Genomic DNA, 17,069 nt, shown 5'->3' on the forward strand with positions numbered 1-17,069 from the left:
CGCCATGCCCAGGGTCCAGAAGTCTCCCTGCCGCCGGAAGACTGCACCCGGCGGCGGGGGACCGCTTCCGGGGGGCACCCAGCTGGCAGGCGGGAGCAACGCCCGGGCGGCATCGCGTTCCCGGGTGGCGCCGACTTCGCTCCACAGCCGTACCGCCTCGTGCAGTGACTGGGCTGCCGCTCCCGGGTCGCCTCCCAACTGCAGCACGCGGCCCTGGGCCGTGGCCGCGGCGGCATGGAGTGCCGGCGAGTCAAACCGGCGGGCGATCTCGCCGAGCGCCGCCGCGGCAGCCAGTGCCTCGTCCTCGGCCCGGGCGGCGGCGAAGATCTCCACCGCCGCCTCCAGAAGGGGAGCCCGGCGCAGCTCGCTGTGGGGCGGCAACTCCTTCGAGCGCATCGAGGCCACGGGCTGCGCCAGCGCCTCCCGGATGGACCGCGCCGCCTCCTCCAGCCGGCCCAGACGGGCGAGCAGCAGCGACGCCCAGGGCTCCACATCCCACCCGGTCTCGCGGGCGGCAGCCAGCGCTTCCTCGGCGCCCGGGTAATCGCCCCGGCACAGCCGGATGCGTCCCAGCTCGGCCAACGGCCAGCCGAACTCCAGGCGCAGGTACGGCCGCAGCTCGTCGCACGCCCGCACCGCTTCGGCCTCGGCCTCGGCGGCCGCACCCCGGAGCCGCAGGAGCTCCGCCCGGTGCACGCGGCACCGCCCGCCGAAGCTGCCCAGGGCTTCGGTGGCCCGCCACCGTTCCATGACCGTGGTCCAGTCCTCGGCCCGGTCGTACAGCGCCAGGCCCTGGTAGGCACAGATCAGTTCGCAGTACACGATGCCGGCCGAGACCGGGTCCAGCTCACCCGACAGGACCGCAGCTCCCGCCTCGTCGAGCAGGGCGAGCCCTTGCGGCACCTCGCCCTGGAGGATCAGGCAGCGCCCTTCGGCGAGGCGTCCCACGGCAACGGCCGCCCATTCCCCAACCGCCGACCCGATCGATACCGCCCGGCGGGCACTCCCCCGTGCGGCCTGGTAGTCGCCGGCGAGGAACCGTTCGTAGGCATCGACAACTGCCAACCAGGCGTGGGTCGGGCTGTCGGCCTGACCCTCCAGCAGCCGCGCCGAGCGGCGGGCCCAGCAGCGCACCGGAGCCATGAATCCTGTGTCCATGAGCAGGTGCAGCGCGACGCGCAGGGCGCAGTCGGCGGCGGCGGACCTGTCGCCCTCGGCCAGCGCCGCGGCATGGGCACGCTCCCACAGCACAAGGGTGCGCTCGAGGTCGCCGGCCTGGTACGCCGCGTCAGCTTCCGCCCCCAGGGATGACGCCGTCCCGCCGTAACCCGTCTTGTTACGCCCCAGGGTGGACATCGAGGAAAGGATACGGCCATGCATGCTGATGCAGCATCCATCCCACTAGAGGTGCGGCAGGGCGGGATCGAGACGCACGGCGCCGACTGGGGCGGGATCACGGTGCGGGTGGTCACTTTGCCGGCGGGGGTGGACTTCACGCCCCTGCTTGCCGGCCTGCCGGACGACCTCTGCCACTGCCCGCACTGGGGATACGTCCAGCGCGGGTCCATGCACGTCCGCTACGCCGACGGCACCGAGGAGGTGACTGCGGCGGGGGAATGCTACTTCTGGCCCGGCGGCCACACCGGTTGGTCGGGGGGAGAAGGGGCGACCTTCCTGGAGTTCAGTCCCACCGAGGACATCGCGCCGGTCCTGGCACACCTGGCCGCCCAGATGGCTGGCTGAGGGACGTCCCGGGCGCCCCGCCGGACCCGTGTACCACTCCGCCGGGTAGCGGCCGGGGCGGTCGGTGAGGTCAGGGCCGGCGCTGGCGGCCCGCGGCCCGTGGCCGGGGCGCCAGTTGCTTGTTGGCGGCGTGGTACAGCTGGTGGCTGTACCACTCCGCCAGGTATCGGCCGACGGCCAGCGACGCCCGTGGCCGGCGTCCGGGGCGGCCGGTGAGGTCAGGGCCGGCGCTGGTGGCCCGCGGCCCGTGGCCGGGGCGCCAGTTGCTTGTTGGCGGCGTGGTACAGCTGGTGGATGTACCACTCCGCCAGGTATCGGCCGGGGCGGTCGGCGAGGCCCGCGGCCAGCGTCCAGGGGCGGTCGGTGAGGTCAGGGCCGGCGCCGGCGGCCCGTGGCCGGGGCGCCAGTTGCTTGTTGGCGGCGTGGTACAGCTGGTGGATGTACCACTCCGCCATGTATCGGCCGGGGCGGTCGGCGAGGCCCGCGGCCGGCGGCGCCAGTTGCTTGTTGGCGGCGCCCCGCACTCCCCGTTTGGCCTGACCGCCACGGTGGACGCCGGGCGCCGCTTACGAGCGGTCGAGGTCGGTGCGGAAGCGCAGCGACGAAACCACGCGGCCCCCTAGGGCCTCCACGCGCTCGCGCAGGCGCCGGTCCGAGGTTACGACCCGGAGGGTGCCCGGCTCGGCATCCTCCTCCACGATCCATACGATCTCGTGATCGGCCGCGTCGCGCCCCCGCCAGCGGGCGACCGCCACCGTGACCCCGTCGTGCAGTCCCGGTTCCAGCCCGGCCACTGGCCTGTCCAGCACGAGGGTCACCGAACTCCCCGTGACTGCCGCCCAGGCGGTGACGTCATCAGCCAGCCGCCTCGCTGCGCGGTCCCGGTCGTGCCACCAGCCGTCGGGCCGCGAGCCGATGACATTGGACGCATCCACGATCCACCGCACGGGCGCCATGGCTCAGCCGCTGCGGCTGGGCGAGGGCGTCGCCAGCGGCTGCTGCAGCTGGCGCTCGTCGGCGAGGGCAATCGCCAGCTCTCCTGCCTGCGTGGGGTGGAAGGGGGCCGGATCTTTGAGCCCCTGCACGTAGGGCTGCGGGTCGCACAGGGCGTGACCCGTGAACCTCGGCTCTACTGCGGTCATCGATGCCGCGGCGGCCCCCTTGGCCAGGACGGTGTTCAGGGCGTCGAGAAGGCCCAGCATCGCCTTCTGCTTGGTGGCAGTGAGGCCGGTGGCATTGAGGCAGGTCTTGTCGGTGTCGAACGGGCTGTAGTACAGGTTGACGATCACTCGGGGGCTGCCGGGCAAAGCGGCGAGCTGCTGCAGCAGCCGGTAGTACTGCTGGGCGAAGGTGGCGAGTTGCTGCTGGAAGAAGGTGACCGCCGCGTCGTTTCGGCATTCGGGCGTGCTGGCACACAGGACCAGGAGGGCGGACCACTGCAAGTCGTCCGCCCCGACGCTGACGAAGACGGCGGAGAGGTTGGTCGCCGTCTCGGCGGCGGAGAGCTGGGGCGGGGCAGTCACCGAGCCCACCGCCTGGGGACCGAGAATCCCGGCCGGAATGGTCGCCCCGCTGCAGGCCAGATTCAGCACCTGCCAGCCGTTGGTGGCGGCCAGAACGTTGGCGTAGCTCTCGGCGCTCCGGTGGCAGGCCCGGTCCTCGGCGGTGGGATCCGGGACCAGCGGGTTGCCGTCCCCCGCCGCCGTGGAATCGCCGAGGACGACGGCGTTGGTACCGGAAGGGACCGCCGCGGTTGCCGGCGGGACCGCCGGCAGGGGAGCGGACCCCACCACCGCATTGAGCGACCCGATCGAGCGCAGCCGGGACCCGGCGGAGTAGGCGGTGACCATGACGCCGCCGAGGTTGGCCGCCTCCACCACGAGGAGGCCGGCGGCGAGCAGGGTGACGGTCCGCCGCCACGAGAGGCGTCGCCAGCCGGCCACCGTGCCTGCCAGGAGCAGGCCCACTGCCCCGGCGATCACGGTCTCCCAGACGAAGTACCGGGTCCAGCCGGCCTCCAGGGCCCGCCCGACCTCGGCCTTGGACTCGGCTGCCCCTGAGGGCGTGAACAGCGCGGCCACCTGGCTGTTCACCGAGATGTGGGCCAGGACCAGCCGGGGCCGGATGGGGCCGACGAACTGGATGGTGGTGGGCAGGTGCTGGCCGAACAGGTCCAGTTCCCCGGGGCCCGACGCGCTCAGCGACGGGGCCGACGCCCCGACCCGCACGGTCTGGCCGACCGCCGAGACCTCCTGGGTGGGCGTGACGAGCAACGCCACGGCGATCGAGACGGCGGAGATCAGGACGGCCGCGACCAGCCAGGCGAGGATCTTCGCCGTGCGAGCCATCTCGCTCCCTTCCTTGTGCCCGGTTTGGCCTCCAGGGTGGTACCCGGGAAGCGGTGCTCGGTCGCGGGGTATACCTGGCCGGCCTCCGTCCCGGTGCACCGTGGGCCGCACACGGTGCCCAAACGCGTGCTCCCGACCGGCCCGGCGGGGGATCCACCGGTGCGGCATCGTATAAGCGTGCGGGACCACCTTGAGCAACGTGACGAGCGCGGCTGGGCTCGCGGGGATGCCGGGGTTGCCGCGCTGCTCCCGCCGGCGGTCCAGGGCCTGGGCCCGGCGAACCGCCCCCATCCGGGCACTGTCTAGACTGGAGGACCTATGAACGTCTCCGTCTACTTCAACCCGGCCTGCAGCAACTGCCGGACCGTCGAGGGGATCCTCGGGGAGCGCGGCGTCGATATCCACTACGTCCGCTACCTGGAGAAGGCCCCGACCCGTGCCGACCTGGACCACGTCCTGGAACTCCTCGGTACCGATGACCCGAGGGAGATCGTGCGGGAGAAGGAGCCGGTCTACCAGGAGCTGGGGCTTGCCGGGGCAGGCCGGGAGGCGCTGCTGGATGCCATGGTGGCCCATCCCATCCTCATCCAGCGCCCGATCGTGATCCTGGGCGACCGGGCAGTGGTGGCACGGCCCCCCGAGCTGGTTCTGGGACTCATCGACTCCACCACGACCGCCGAATGATCTGACGAGGTCAAACGAGCGAGTCCCCGAGCAGCTGGGTCAGTACGCGTTCTTGATGGTGAAGTAGGAACCTCGGATGGTGCCGGCCAGCTTCGAATTCTGCCGGGCGAACTTGAACTTCGAGGCGAGTTCATCGGGGATCGGCATCCCTTCGCAGAGCTTGAAGCCGACCGCCCGCTTGCCGGCGTCGTCGATGGTGTACATCACGTTGATCGACAGGCCGCTCTCGTAGAACACGTAGGCCATGCGGATGCCCTCGACTTCGAAGGCTGTGGCTTCGAGCGGGGGTGACTGGATGACGATGTCGCGTTCCTCCTTGAGGATCCGGTGCACCCAGTCGACCGTCCTCTGAGCGTTGCCGGCAGGCGTCACCGTGAAGACGTGGCCGTACTTGTTCCGGAAGTAGCGGGCCTCGTTGGCACGGAGCCCAGCGAGGGCCGGGGCGAACGGCGACGACTCCAGCCCGGTGGTGGAGACGGTCTGGAAATCCACCACCTGGTCGAGGTCGGAGTGGTCCCCGTCGGTATCACTCGCTTCCATACCGGTCATGGTAGCGGCACTGCGGGTCTGCGTATGGGTCAATCGGGCGTGACAGTCGGACCGCACCTGCTAGACAATGCGGAGCGCATACCCGGGGGTGGGTGGTACCCGTGCGGAGCCCCCTGGGCATCTCGGCGCCCAGGTCCGCAGATCAACCGAGTCGAATACAAGAAGGGAGCCACCGATGCAATATGACAATTGTCAATATTCGAACATCATCTGGATCGCCAAAGAGAGCACTCAGTTCAAGGCATTGAAAGAAGGGCTGACGGGGCGTGACCCGGTCGCAGCAGTGGACACCTTCTTCACGACCCTTGGTACGGCGCAGCAGGCGTTCAAGAAGGCGCTCAAGCCAGGGGCGGATCTCACCTCGCTGCTTGCTCAATACCAGAGCGCGACGGGGATCATCTCAACGAGGGATTACACACTCCCAAGTGAGCCAGAACCGGGGAATCCGAGTGAGAACAGCTTTTTCCTTGACCTGATCGAGGGCATCGCAGGCGCGGCATCAACGGAAGTCGGCATCGGCATCGCCTTGTACACGTTGATCATGGACGTGATCGAGTGGCTCGAGCTGAAGGTCCACGTGCGGGGCATCCTGATGAACGCCGGTACCTCGAAGCTCGACGACATTGACTTGGAATGTTTCGGCCAGCTAACGGTCGTTCCCTTCTCCGTCTCCATCCCGGGCATGAAGAGCATCTTGAACCCCGTTACGAAGAAGAATGTCGACTGTGTTGGCTTCGCCTTCTTCGGCGGTGTGGGGAGCGACTGGTCCGCCCAGGGGTTCCAGTTCTTCGTGCGGGCGAGCCCAGATGTCGATGCACGCCTGCAGTACGCCACCTTCCGCAAGGGCATCGGTCCAAGCTCCGGGGACGAGGTGGAGACCGTGTACCGGACCGGCGACGTCATCGGCGTGCTGGTGGACAAGGGCCTGTTGAATACCGTGTGCCTTTTCTGCCGCAACTGGCGAGACTGATAGCCAGAGCTAACCGACACCGAGCTGCACTGCTGGGGTGAGGTTCAGATCTGTCCGGCGTGGACCGTGCCGGGCAAGGCCGTTCCTGGATGGAGGCCTTGGGCAATCTCCAGGAGAATGCTCAGCGGGTAGAAGACCTGCCCGAGGTCGGGATTTGCCGAACTGGGCAGGGTCACGACCGGCTTGATCGCCGCCTCGTCGAGCACCTGTTCATAGGGACGGAGCAGCGATCCCGCCCAGGACGGAACCACGGCCGCCACTCCCACCGCCGCGAGGCCCATTTCCGCGAAGTTCTGAGCGAAGGGCGGTGATGAGGCGTACGGTGCCGCCGAAGCGCTGAGCCTAAGCGCAGCTCCCTCACCAATCGTCGTTCGTATGTAGGCCACCACCTCCGGCGGAGCCTTGCCTGCCCGCCGCCCTGCAGTCGTCCAGCCTTGATCGACGTGCGCCCGGGCCCACTGGATCCGTTCCGGGTTCATCCATTCCAACAGGACCAGCTCCGCGGTCTCGCCCGCAAGCCGGCACATGGCCGCACTGACTGCAGCCATGCCGAGGCGCACCTCGGCGCCCAGTAGCCGGCGAAGGTCGGCGAGGTACGCCGCCGTGGCGGCCTCCGGGGTGGGAGATGCGCCGGGGCCTACGGCCACCACGAGCCGGCTGAGGTCGAGTCCGCGTCCAGCCAGCCACCCTGCGGCTTCCTCGGCGGTGCGCCGATCGCAGGCAAGGGGGCCGATGCCGATCCGGATGGCGGTGGTTGCCGCCAGCATCGCCGCGGCCGCCTCCAGGCCGTCGGACTCGGGCCGGTCGTCGGTCCACACCGTTGTGTACCCCAGCCTCTCGGCCGTATCAGCAATGGTCCCAGCCAGTGCCAGGTCACCGATGGCAGGGATGGCGAAGCCCCGCGGGCCTGCGGGCGCTGCGGGCGGGGCGTCGGCCGGCGGCTCCTCCTCGGGGTCGACGACGGACCCGGCGCTGCCATCGGCGGCGATGATCGGGAGCCCATGCTCCACCCAGGCGCGGATGCCGCCTTCCAGCGTGTCAATCCGGAAGCCCTGCGCCTCGAGCAGCTCGGCCGCCTGGAGGCTACGGGGCCCGGTCCGGCAGGTGACGACCACCAGGCGGGTAGGGTCCACCTCGCTGAGCCGATCGGCAAGCTCGTGAAGCGGGACGTGGACGGCCCCATCGATCCGCCCCGCCGCCCATTCATTGCTGCGGCGCACGTCGAGGAGCTGGACATCCCGCTGGCGCTCCTGCAGTTCTTCTGCTTTCACTTCGGTGATCCTTTCCCAGGCCCGGCGATGGCCAACCCGCTCCGGGCGGCGTGCGCCCAGTGGTCATCGACCAGCACCACCGGGTGCCCGGCGCGGTCGAGAATGCTAGCGGCGATGCTGGCCCGGAATCCGCTGGCGCAGTGAACCCAGAGGGTATCGGCGGGCAGTCCGGCGATGCTGTCCGGGAGATCCTGGAGAGGAACGTGGAGGGATCCCTCGATCCAACCCCGGGCACGCTCGTCGTCGCGCCGCACGTCGAGAACCATCGGGGCGGGGACTCCCGTCCGGGAGACCGTCTGCGAGGCGCGGGCGAGCTCAGGGAAATCCGCTGCCGGGTAGTGGGCGAGCGATGTGCCCGCGGCCAGGGCTAGCCGAGGGCCGGTTGCCGCGCCATCGAGGTCGTCGATCCCGATGCGGGCGAGGGCACGCTGCGCCTTGTTCACCTGGGACATCGAGTCGCCGACGAGGGTGATCGGCCGGCCCCAGGGCACCACCCAGCCGAGATAGGTGGCGAACGAATCGCCCAGCTCGACGGAGATGGTCCCGGGCACGTGGCCGCCGCTGAAGAGCCGGCGCTCGGCGAGGTCGACGACCCAGCCTCCCTCCCGGATACGGCGACGCAGGCCCTCGCCATCGAGCGGTTCAGGGGCCTGCAGGGCGAAGGGGGCCGGCCCGGCCTGGTTCATCGGAGCCATGTGGGTGTAATACCGGGGGTACGCGGTCAGGCCATCCAGCAGCCGCGCCACGAAGGTCTCCTCATCGGGGATGGTGAGCGCCATGTTGGTGGCGCGTTCCCGGCCCATCGTGGCCGTCGCTGCCCCCGAGGATGGCGCCGACGAACAGAAGCTGCCGAACCCGTGGGTGGGCCACACGGCGACGTCGTCCTCCAGTTCTGCGGCCAACCGGCGCACCGAGCGGTACTGGGCACGGGTCAGTTCCTGGGTGGCCTCCGGGCCGAGGAGGTCTGTGCGCCCAACCGTGCCGTACAGCAGCGACCCACCGCTAAACAGGGCGGCGGGCTGCCCGGGCTCCGACACGAGGTAGGCGGCATGGTGGCGGGTGTGACCAGGGGTGGCCATGACCCGCACTTGCAGGCGACCGACACGGATCACGTCGCCGTTATGCACAGCCCGGTGCTCGAATGCAACGTCGTTGCCGTCCGGAATCACGTACGCCGCCCCCGTGCGGCGGGCGAGATCGAGGCCGCCGCTGACGTAGTCATTATGGATGTGGGTCTCAGCAACATGCGTGTAGCGCACCCCGGCGGCCTCCGCGGCCTCCATCATCCGGTCGATGTCGCGCTGGGGGTCGATGACCAGCGCGGCTTCACCGTCGTGGACCAGGTAGCTGCGGTCCCCGAGTGCCGGAGTCTCGATCGTCACCACGTCCACGGCAGGTCACCCCCCCCACGGTTATTGTCATAACATTCGAATATCAGTATCATACATCCGTGCACGCACTACGCAGCCCGAGCGAGGACGAGCCCCGGCCCCTGGACCGGTCCAGCCCCCTGCCGTTGTGGGCGCAACTCTTGAGTGAGCTCGAGCGCCGCCATGCAGCAGGTGCCTTCGCCAGTCAGTTCCCGACCGACAAGGAGCTGACCGAGAGCTATGCGGTGAGTCGCCAGACGGTGCGCGACGCCGTACGCAAGCTCGGCGACCGGATCGGTCTCGACCGCCAGCGGGGCCGGGGCACCTTTGTGCGCGCCGAGTTCCAGCAGCCGGTGGGCGCCCTGTACAGCCTCTTCCAGGCGATCGAGGCGCAGGGTGTCGAGCAGCGCAGCCTGGTGCTGGCCAAGGACCTGCGCCAGGATGCGGTTGCCGCTGAGGATCTGGGCATAAGCGCCGACGCCACGGTGGTCTACCTGGAGCGGCTCCGCCTGGCGGGGGGGCTACCCCTGGCAATGGACCGGATCTGGCTACCGGCGGATCTGGCCGAGGCGGTCCTGGCCGCGGACTTCGACCACGCCGCCTTGTACGACGAACTGTGGAGCCGGTGCGGTGTGCGCCCGAGCCGGGGTGAGGAACACATTCGACCGGTGGTCCCTGAACCGGAGGAAGCCCACGCCCTCGGTATAGAGGCGGGGGGCGCGGCGTTCAGTGTCGAGCGGCGCACGTGGGTGGGCGACCGCCTGCTCGAGCGGCGCCACACGCTGGTCCGGGGGGACCGCTACGCCTTCGTCACCTCGTGGGCCACCGGCGGCCCGCATGCGGCCGGGGCGCAGCTATCCCTTGTCGGCGACGGCCGGCTCGGTTCGTGACCGCTTCTCGTGCAGACCTCGCCCTGACGGGCAACGGCGGGGCAGAGGACGGGGACTGATGGCCTCCGAGGTCGGCGTGCTCGGAGGGGGGGTGGCCGTGGGCATGCTCTTCGGCCTCTTCGGGGTGGGTGGCTCGTCGTTCGCCACGCCTGTCCTCGCCCTGCTCGGCGTGCCCCCGTTCTACGCCGTCGCCTCCGCCCTGCCCGCAGCCCTGCCTTCCGCGGCCTCGGGAGCGGTGGGCTACCTGCGCCGCGGGGAGGTGAACTGGCGGGTGGTCGGCCTCTCGGTGGCCGGCGGTCTGCCGATGACCGTGCTGGGGGCACTGGCCTCGCCGCACGTAGGGGGCCATAGCCTGCTCGTGGCCTCGGGGGTGGTGCTGGTCATCGTGGGCCTGCGGGTCCTGCGGCCCATCTCCCCGGCCACGCTGCGCCACGGTTTCCGGCGGCTCAGCAATCCCTGGTTCGTGGTCGGGGGCGCGGCCAGCGTCGGGCTGTTCACGGGTCTGTTGGCCAACGGGGGTGGCTTCTTGCTGGTGCCCCTCTACCTGTTGGTGCTCGGGCTGCCGATGCGCACGTCGTCGGGGACCAGCCTGGCGGTGATCGCGGCCTTGTCGATACCCACGCTGGTCACGCACTGGGCCCTCGGCCACGTGAATTGGCCTGTGGCGGCAGCCTTCGCCGCCGGCTCCATCCCTGCCGCCTACCTGGGCGGAATGCTGGCCCAACACTTCAAGAATGACCGCCTCCGGGTTGCCTTCGGCTGCATAGTGGTCACCTTCGCTGTGTACTTCCTGTTCACCCAAATTACCCGCCGCTAGGTTCTGGAGAACCAACCTCGGGCGTGGCCTCCCGCAAGGGATTCGACCTACCCGGGCAGCTGAACCGCCACCAGTGAGTCTCGACCGGCCGGGCACCCAACCGCGGACCGGGATGATCCCGCTGCCCCAGAGCGACCGGTTGGGTTCCGGCTCCGGTTCAGGCATGAGCCGTATGTTTGTGCCGCAGCGGCGCCCCCCTGAGTCCGCTGTGGCTTGTCTGTGAGTGTCCGGGGGTGCTATAGGGGACTCAGCACTCACAGACTCCGAACGAGGCCCCGGGCCCGCCCGGCGGCGGCTGCCGCCTGGGAGGAGCTGGAGCATGCGCGCCTCGAGCGGTGTGTGCAGCTGGTGCGCCGTCTCCGACGGGACGGGTGCCTGGCGCGGCACTGGGACATCCCGTCGGCCGCCCGCTGCTTGTGGGCTGTGACTTCCCAGCGGGTCTGGAGCGACCTGGTCGAGGACCAGGGCTGGTCCACCGCCCGCTACCGGCGCCACCTCACTGCCCTGCTGGAGGCGGCACTCCTGGCACCCGAGCCCGAGCCGCAACCGGCCATGGACGCGGACCGGACGGCGCCCGGGACCGGGACCGGAGAAGATGGGCTGGGCGAGGCCGGCGGGGAGGCCCCAACGGGCTGACCAGGGGATCCCGGGGCGGGCCGCACTGGCCGCCCGGGGTGGTGCCCGGGAGGGATGAGGGGCGGCGGATGAGCAGGACCGAGCGGGGGCTGCACCGGCTTCCCCTGTCCCGCACGTCCTTTGTCGGGCGGGCCCATGAGCTCGCCGACCTCGCCGAGCTCCTCACCGCCGGGCACGTGGTGACCCTCACCGGGCCTGGCGGGTCGGGCAAGTCCCGCCTCGCCCTGGAGTCCGCTGGCCGGCTGGCGGGGATGTTCCCGGATGGGCTCGTGCTGGTGGAGCTCGCCGGGGTCGCCTCCCCGGAGTTGGCCGCCCCAGCGGTCGCCGGTGCCCTCGGCATCCGGGGCCGGGCCGGGCACGCGCTCTCCGGCGAGATCGCCGAGGCCATCGGAGACCGCAGGCTCCTGCTGCTCCTGGACAACTGCGAGCACCTCGTTGCTGCCTGCGCCCACCTGGTCCAGTCGTTGATCGGGCGGTGCCCGGACGTGGGGATCCTCTCCACCAGCCGGACTCCCCTGCGGGTCGCAGGAGAGCGGGTGGTCGCCGTCCCTCCCCTGCGGATCGCCGAGGAGGCCGTTCCCCTGTTCGTCGACCGGGCCCAGGCCGCCCAGGCCCGGTTCGCCCTCGACGACGCCAGCCGCGCCGCCATCGAGGTGATCTGCCGGCGGCTGGACGGCATACCGCTGGCCATCGAGCTGGCGGCGCCCTGGGTGGCGGTGATGCATCCCTCCGAGCTGGTGCCCCTGCTCGATCGCCGGTTCGACGTGCTCAAGGGCGGCGCCCGGGGGGCCGCCGAGCGCCAGCGGACGCTCTGGGCGGCAGTCGACTGGAGCCATGCGCTGCTCGCGCCCGAGGAACGGGCGCTCTACCGGCGGCTGAGCGTGTTCGCCGGTGGCTTCACCCGCGGGGCCGCCGAGGCGGTCTGCGCCCCGGATGGCTTGGATGGGGGGACCATCCTCGCCGCCCTGGCGTCCTTGTGCGCCTCGTCGATGGTGGTGGCCGAGCCGGCGGCCGCGGGTGGCACGCGCTACCGGCTGCTCGAGACACTCCGGGCCTACGGGCTCGAGCGCCTCGAGGAGGCAGGCGAGGGGGATGCCTGCCGGGCCCGCCATCTGGACTACTTCACCACCATGGCGGAGTCGGCCCATGAGCAACGGGTTCGCGGGGGCGGCCGCTCGGTGGTCGACGTGCTGGAGGCCGAGCGGGACAACGTTCGGGTGGCGTTGGACTGGGGGCAGGATCACGACCCCGACGCCGCCCTGGGGCTCGCGGGCACGCTGGTCGAGGACGTCCGCCGCTCGCTGTTCGGCTTCCAGGAGATGGAGGAGCGCCTGCGGGCGCTGCTGGGTCGGTCCGACGACGCCTCGGCTCGCCGGGCACGGGCGCTGCTGGCCGCGGGCTACATGGCGTTGGCTGCTGCCGAGGACGCCCAGGGTCAGGCCCTCGCCGCCGAGAGTTGCCGGCTCTACGAGGCGCTGGGTGACCGCTGGGGGGAGGCCTGGGCCCACCTAGCACTGGGCATGGCCGCCTGGCTGGTGGACGACCTGCCCGTCGCCCTGTCCGAGTACCGGCGCAGCGAGGTGCTGCACGCCGAGCTGGCCAACGAGCTGGGGTGCTTCCGGGCCCGGGTGCGGGGGGCGTTGGCCAGGGCATCGGTCTCGCCGCCGCCGGCCGATTTCCTCGCGGAGTTCGACGCGCTCGTCAAGGAGGGACAGCGTCTGGGCGATGCGTTCGGCACCGCCCTGGCCCACAGCTGGTGGGCGATGCTCACCCTCGGCGCCGGTCCCGGGGGGCCCAGTCGGGCGGCTGCACGGAGCGGCGCGCCCCTGTCGGCATACCGGAGCTTCTGGCAGGCGATCGAGTTGCTGCGCCCGAGTGGTGATCCCATCATCCAGCTCCCTCTCGCCGGCCTGGGAGCCTGTTTTGCCGAGTCCGATCCCGATCTGGCCCTGCGCCTCCTCGGAGCGGCGGAGGCGACCTTCCGCCTGTTCGGCCTGCGCCGGCCACCCGTGCTCCAGCGATTCATCGGCGGGGCGCTTGACCGAGCGCGGATGCTGGCCGGTGAGCCCCGGGCGACGCTTGCCTTCGCCGCCGGACAGGAGCTGTCGTTCGACGAGGCAGTTGCCCTCGCCGGGTCTCGTATTCCCAGTGGCGGGGCCTATGGCAGGACCGCCCGGCCCGGGGACCTGACCAGCCGTGAGGAGCAGATTGCCCACCTCGTGGCGGCGGGGCTGACCAACCGGGAGATCGCCGAGTCCCTCGTACTCTCCGTGCGCACGGTCGAGAGCCACATTGACCGCATCCTCACGAAGCTGGGGTTCCACAGTCGATCCCGCATCGCCGCCTGGCTGGCCGAGGAGCCGGCCAGGAGGGGAGATCCGTAGCCCGCGACGAACTTCCGTAGCGCGCTGCCGTAGTTCTTCGGTTCCCCTCCCGCGCCCGCCCTCCTAGCGTCGTGACCGGCTCATTGAAGGCGGTCCGCCAAACAGACGGGCGCCTGGCGAACGGGGGAGGGAGCACCATGTCCAGGGAACCGGTTGTCGTTGTGGGGGCGGGACCGACCGGGTTGCTGCTCGCGGCCGAACTGGCTCGCCGTGGGACGCAGGTCCGCATCCTCGAGCGGGCCGGGTCACCTTCGCAGGAGTCCCGGGCTAACGGGATCCACTCCCGGACGCTGGAGACCTTGGACCGGCTCGGGATCGCCCGGGAGCTGGTCGCCCTCGGCAACCCGATCGCTGCGTTCAACATCATCTCGGGGGGCCGCCCCATCCTCCACGTCGACTTCTCCCGGCTCGATGGTCCGTTCCCGTGCGCCCTTATCGTGCCCCAGTACCAGACGCAGGCGGTTCTGGAGCGGTACCTGTGGTCACTGGGAGTCGGCGTCGAACGAGGGGTGGAGGTCCGGCGCCTGCGCCAGGGCGGCGACCGGGTGGTGCTCACCACCTCGGCCGGTGACGTGGAGGCCTCGCACGTGGTCGGGTGCGACGGCGCGCACAGCACGGTGCGCCACGAGCTCGGCCTGCCCTTCGAGGGGCAGGGGTATGGGCAGGACTGGCTGGGCACCGACGTCCAAGTCGATTGGGAGTACCCAAGCACGGAGACCCACATCTTCGCCAGCCCCGCGGGCGTACTGGGTTGCTTCCCCTTCGGCGGCGGGAGGTGGCGGGTGATGGTGGCCCAGGTGGCGAACCGCCCCGAGGAGCGGGCGAGGCCGGGCCTTGAGGAGATCCGGGAGCTGGTCGCCCGCCGGGGACCGGCGGGTATGCGCATCGGCGACCCGACCTGGCTGGGGGCCTTCCGTGCTTCCCGGCGCTCCGCCCCCCGCTACCGGGTCGGCCGGGTGTTCTTGGCCGGGGATGCCGTCCACATCCACAGCCCGGCCGCCGGCCAGGGCATGAACACGGGGCTCGGCGATGCGGCGAACCTCGGCTGGAAGCTGGCCCTGGTGGCCGGCGGGCAGGCGTGCGACGCCCTGCTGGATACCTACGAGCAGGAGCGGGCGCCGGTGGCCCGCCAGGTGATCGCGCTCACCCATTCGCTGGTCCAGGTGTTCGGCGCCAAGGCGTTCCGCTCGCCGGCCGGACGGCGGGTCCGGGACCAGCTGCTGCCCCGCTGCACCGCCGAGCCGCACGCCGCATCCGCCATTGCCCGGCGCTTCTCCCAGCAGCACGTGAGCTACCGCGGCAGCCGCCTCGCCGCCGGCACCAGCCGGGGGCCGGTGCGGGCCGGCGACCGGGCACCGGACGTTCCCGGGTGGTCTCCGGCGGGCGGAGCATCCTTCTTCGACGTGTTCCAGCATGGCGGCCATACGCTGCTCGTTGCGGGGGACCGGCTTCCGGGACCGGCGATCAGTGACCTGTACCCGGGCCTGCCCGAGGACAGCCGCGCGGTCGTCGTGCCGCCCGGCGGCCCGGCTGCAGCCCGGTACGGGCTGCGAGCGGGGTGGGTCTGCCTGGTCCGCCCGGATGGCTATGTCGCCTACCGGGGCCCCGGTGCCGGGTCCGGGGGATACCTCGAGGGATATCTCGCCCCGGCGATTCCCTCGGCGGCAGGGTCATCGGGGCCTGCTCCCGCCCCAGACGGGGCAGCGAGCAGGCCCTGACGCAGCAACCGGTTCTCGACTATCCGACGGGCTCGGGCGCGGGCACGAGGCCCAGTTGCTCCAACATCAACAGCCGGTCGAACATGAGGTTGAACAGGGTGTGCTTGCCGTCACGGAAGCGGATGACCTGGACGTAGTCGGTGCTGACGGCCCGTCCGGTGGGCGGGATGTCCCCGGCGGGCACCCGGAGCACGCCCTGGTGAGTCCCGCTGAAGGTGCCTTCCTCGAGGGCCATGTCCTCGAAGAAGTGCACGTCGTGCACCTCGACATGCGCGTCGGGGAAGGCGGCCATGAAGCCCCGGTAAAACTCGGCACAGGCTGTCTTGCCCTGACCCCGCACACCGCCAGGCCCCTGGAACACGACGTCGTCCGCCAGCACCTCGGTGAACCCGTCGATGTCATGGGCGTTGAATGCGTCGGTCCCCCGCTCGAACGCTTCCCGGTTGGTGATCCCCATTGCTGTCTCCTTTCGGTGAATGAACCGGTCGGCAGAAGGGTGGCTCAGGGGGAAGACTGTTCGCTATAGGGTCGGCACCCTGGTCTTTTCTCTGCCCACCCTGCGGGACGGGTGCGGCCCACTGTCCCAAGCTTGCTGGGCGCACCGAACCTGCCTCCCGGTACCCACGCTGTGCACGTCACCGGTCCGGAAGCTACCGGGCGAAGATGAGCGTCACGGCAGACGGCGTGGGCTGGAACGACACGTCAGTGAAGCCGGCCTGGGCGAGCCACGCCTCGTAGTCGGCTCGCCGCCACGTTGCCCCGTGCCTGGTCTTGAGCAGCATGTCGGCGCCGAAGACCAGTGCGAAGGGCGGGCCGCTCCGAGCGTTGTCAACCACGAAGTCGCTGACGACCAGCGTGCCTCCCGGCCTGAGGGCCTGCCGGAACTTGGTGAAGATCGCCACGTTGTCCTCCGGTCCCTCCTGGTGGGCGATGCCGGAGTACACGCAGACGTCATACGCCCGCGTGCCGAAATCGGTGGTGTGAAAGTCACCGTCGATGCAGGTGAAGCGGTCGGCGGCGCCGCGCTCCGCCACGAACCGGCGAGCGATGGCATTGACCCGCGGCCAGTCCAGTTGCGTGGAGCGGGCTGCCCGGTTGACCATGAGCCAGATCGCCGAGTAGATGCCCGAGCCGCCGCCCACGTCCAGGATCGAGATCTCGCCCGCGTCCGCCAGGCGGAGCCTCTCGGCAGCGATCCGCGCCGCCGGAACTGCTGATGGGGCGATGGCTGGTACCAGCTCCTCCCAGAAGGGGTTCTCGGGCACCTCGAAGGTCTCCTGCACCACCGGGACCCCGGTCCGGACCACGTCCCGGCAGGGTCGCCCAGGCCCCAATCTCGCTCAAGAGGAGCCGGGCGAAGCCGCCCAGGTACCCTGGCTGGCCCTCGACCAGGAAGGCGGCAGCCTCCGCCGTGTTGCAGTAGCGACCGTCCTCCAGCTCCACCAGCCCGAGGCCGAGGAGCCCGTCGAGGAGCGTCTGGGCACCCCGCTCCGAAATTCCGGCACGCCCGGCCAGCGTAGGCGCCGTGCCGGCACCGGCCTCCACGTGGCTGAACAGCGAGTGGGCGACGGCCGCCCCGAGGATCCCCGAAGCCCAGCCGCCGGTGGCAACCTGCAGGATGCGCTCGGGTGTGGCTTTCGTGTCGTTCATTGCCCCCTCCTTGCGCTCTGGGCGCCGGGTGTGCTGCCT

The 17,069-nt window shown here is 70.8% G+C and carries 17 protein-coding genes and 1 pseudogene; 9 read left to right on the top strand and 9 right to left on the bottom strand.

Annotation, left to right across the window (positions count from 1 at the left end; genetic code table 11):
* The first annotated feature begins 220 nt into the window (after nt 1-220).
* On the top strand, nt 221-544 hold the full coding sequence (locus VFW71_10820) for a hypothetical protein (GenBank protein HEU5003254.1): 324 nt from the start codon (nt 221-223) through the stop codon (nt 542-544).
* A gap of 830 nt (nt 545-1,374) precedes the next feature.
* On the top strand, nt 1,375-1,743 hold the full coding sequence (locus VFW71_10825; protein HEU5003255.1) for a hypothetical protein: 369 nt from the start codon (nt 1,375-1,377) through the stop codon (nt 1,741-1,743).
* Between the two features lie 218 nt (nt 1,744-1,961).
* On the opposite strand, the gene VFW71_10830 is transcribed toward VFW71_10825, so the two are convergent.
* The 3 genes from VFW71_10830 to VFW71_10840 are packed head-to-tail and all read right to left on the bottom strand — an operon-like array spanning nt 1,962 to nt 4,091.
* Nucleotides 1,962-2,267, bottom strand: a complete 306-nt coding sequence (locus tag VFW71_10830) for a hypothetical protein (protein HEU5003256.1) — start codon at nt 2,265-2,267, stop codon at nt 1,962-1,964.
* A gap of 42 nt (nt 2,268-2,309) precedes the next feature.
* Nucleotides 2,310-2,699, bottom strand: a complete 390-nt coding sequence (locus tag VFW71_10835; GenBank protein HEU5003257.1) for an NYN domain-containing protein — start codon at nt 2,697-2,699, stop codon at nt 2,310-2,312.
* 3 nt (nt 2,700-2,702) lie between these two features.
* Nucleotides 2,703-4,091, bottom strand: coding sequence for an SGNH/GDSL hydrolase family protein (locus tag VFW71_10840; protein HEU5003258.1), 1,389 nt, complete (start codon nt 4,089-4,091; stop codon nt 2,703-2,705).
* 318 nt (nt 4,092-4,409) lie between these two features.
* Between VFW71_10840 and VFW71_10845 the strand changes: the two genes are divergently transcribed.
* Entirely contained in the window at nt 4,410-4,775 is a 366-nt protein-coding gene (locus VFW71_10845; GenBank protein HEU5003259.1) for an ArsC/Spx/MgsR family protein, read from the top strand.
* 39 nt (nt 4,776-4,814) lie between these two features.
* Here VFW71_10845 and VFW71_10850 read toward each other — a convergent pair whose 3' ends face one another.
* A complete protein-coding gene (locus tag VFW71_10850) occupies nt 4,815-5,315 on the bottom strand; it encodes a phage tail protein (protein ID HEU5003260.1) in 501 nt (166 codons plus the stop codon).
* A gap of 184 nt (nt 5,316-5,499) precedes the next feature.
* Here VFW71_10850 and VFW71_10855 point away from each other — a divergent pair, with 184 nt between their 5' ends.
* Nucleotides 5,500-6,294: a hypothetical protein gene (locus VFW71_10855; protein HEU5003261.1), complete on the top strand. Its 795-nt coding sequence runs from the start codon at nt 5,500-5,502 to the stop codon at nt 6,292-6,294.
* Nucleotides 6,295-6,338: 44 nt separating this feature from the next.
* Here VFW71_10855 and VFW71_10860 read toward each other — a convergent pair whose 3' ends face one another.
* Nucleotides 6,339-7,565 (bottom strand): rhodanese-like domain-containing protein, encoded by a 1,227-nt coding sequence (locus VFW71_10860; GenBank protein HEU5003262.1) that lies wholly within the window; start codon nt 7,563-7,565, stop codon nt 6,339-6,341.
* Nucleotides 7,562-8,956, bottom strand: a complete 1,395-nt coding sequence (locus VFW71_10865; protein ID HEU5003263.1) for an MBL fold metallo-hydrolase — start codon at nt 8,954-8,956, stop codon at nt 7,562-7,564. Before VFW71_10865 ends, VFW71_10860 begins: the two co-directional genes overlap by 4 nt.
* Before the next feature lie 59 nt (nt 8,957-9,015).
* Here VFW71_10865 and VFW71_10870 point away from each other — a divergent pair, with 59 nt between their 5' ends.
* From VFW71_10870 to VFW71_10890, 5 genes are all read left to right on the top strand, one after another.
* On the top strand, nt 9,016-9,825 hold the full coding sequence (locus tag VFW71_10870; GenBank protein HEU5003264.1) for a GntR family transcriptional regulator: 810 nt from the start codon (nt 9,016-9,018) through the stop codon (nt 9,823-9,825).
* Between the two features lie 58 nt (nt 9,826-9,883).
* The gene (locus tag VFW71_10875) at nt 9,884-10,642 is read left to right on the top strand and encodes a sulfite exporter TauE/SafE family protein (GenBank protein HEU5003265.1); all 759 of its coding nucleotides are present in this window, start codon (nt 9,884-9,886) and stop codon (nt 10,640-10,642) included.
* Nucleotides 10,643-11,065: 423 nt separating this feature from the next.
* Nucleotides 11,066-11,278 carry a hypothetical protein gene (locus VFW71_10880; protein HEU5003266.1) on the top strand — a complete coding sequence of 71 codons (213 nt, stop codon included), beginning with the start codon at nt 11,066-11,068 and terminating at the stop codon, nt 11,276-11,278.
* Nucleotides 11,279-11,346: 68 nt separating this feature from the next.
* A complete protein-coding gene (locus VFW71_10885) occupies nt 11,347-13,662 on the top strand; it encodes a LuxR C-terminal-related transcriptional regulator (protein HEU5003267.1) in 2,316 nt (771 codons plus the stop codon).
* Nucleotides 13,663-13,799: 137 nt separating this feature from the next.
* Complete coding sequence (locus VFW71_10890; GenBank protein HEU5003268.1) at nt 13,800-15,380, top strand: FAD-dependent oxidoreductase; 1,581 nt, start codon at nt 13,800-13,802, stop codon at nt 15,378-15,380.
* A gap of 19 nt (nt 15,381-15,399) precedes the next feature.
* Here VFW71_10890 and VFW71_10895 read toward each other — a convergent pair whose 3' ends face one another.
* The 3 genes and pseudogenes from VFW71_10895 to VFW71_10905 all read right to left on the bottom strand — a co-directional run bounded on the left by VFW71_10895 (nt 15,400) and on the right by VFW71_10905 (nt 17,030).
* Entirely contained in the window at nt 15,400-15,837 is a 438-nt protein-coding gene (locus VFW71_10895) for a nuclear transport factor 2 family protein (GenBank protein HEU5003269.1), read from the bottom strand.
* Between the two features lie 193 nt (nt 15,838-16,030).
* Nucleotides 16,031-16,687, bottom strand: coding sequence for a methyltransferase (locus VFW71_10900; protein ID HEU5003270.1), 657 nt, complete (start codon nt 16,685-16,687; stop codon nt 16,031-16,033).
* A 130-nt stretch (nt 16,688-16,817) separates the two neighbouring features.
* Nucleotides 16,818-17,030 (bottom strand): annotated as a pseudogene (locus VFW71_10905) (SAM-dependent methyltransferase).
* Between the last annotated feature and the right edge of the window lie 39 nt (nt 17,031-17,069).

The organism is Actinomycetota bacterium (assembly GCA_035765775.1).
Taxonomy (GTDB): domain Bacteria; phylum Actinomycetota; class CADDZG01; order JAHWKV01; family JAOPZY01; genus DASTWV01.

What these genes read in the sequence shown, in the direction of transcription:
- VFW71_10825 (HEU5003255.1), top strand. Translation starts at nt 1,375, where the DNA reads ATGCATGCTGATGCAGCATCCATCCCACTAGAGGTGCGGCAGGGCGGG.
- VFW71_10835 (HEU5003257.1), bottom strand. Translation starts at nt 2,699, where the DNA reads ATGGCGCCCGTGCGGTGGATCGTGGATGCGTCCAATGTCATCGGCTCG.
- VFW71_10840 (HEU5003258.1), bottom strand. Translation starts at nt 4,091, where the DNA reads ATGGCTCGCACGGCGAAGATCCTCGCCTGGCTGGTCGCGGCCGTCCTG.
- VFW71_10845 (HEU5003259.1), top strand. Translation starts at nt 4,410, where the DNA reads ATGAACGTCTCCGTCTACTTCAACCCGGCCTGCAGCAACTGCCGGACC.
- VFW71_10850 (HEU5003260.1), bottom strand. Translation starts at nt 5,315, where the DNA reads ATGGAAGCGAGTGATACCGACGGGGACCACTCCGACCTCGACCAGGTG.
- VFW71_10855 (HEU5003261.1), top strand. Translation starts at nt 5,500, where the DNA reads ATGCAATATGACAATTGTCAATATTCGAACATCATCTGGATCGCCAAA.
- VFW71_10875 (HEU5003265.1), top strand. Translation starts at nt 9,884, where the DNA reads ATGGCCTCCGAGGTCGGCGTGCTCGGAGGGGGGGTGGCCGTGGGCATG.
- VFW71_10885 (HEU5003267.1), top strand. Translation starts at nt 11,347, where the DNA reads ATGAGCAGGACCGAGCGGGGGCTGCACCGGCTTCCCCTGTCCCGCACG.
- VFW71_10890 (HEU5003268.1), top strand. Translation starts at nt 13,800, where the DNA reads ATGTCCAGGGAACCGGTTGTCGTTGTGGGGGCGGGACCGACCGGGTTG.
- VFW71_10895 (HEU5003269.1), bottom strand. Translation starts at nt 15,837, where the DNA reads ATGGGGATCACCAACCGGGAAGCGTTCGAGCGGGGGACCGACGCATTC.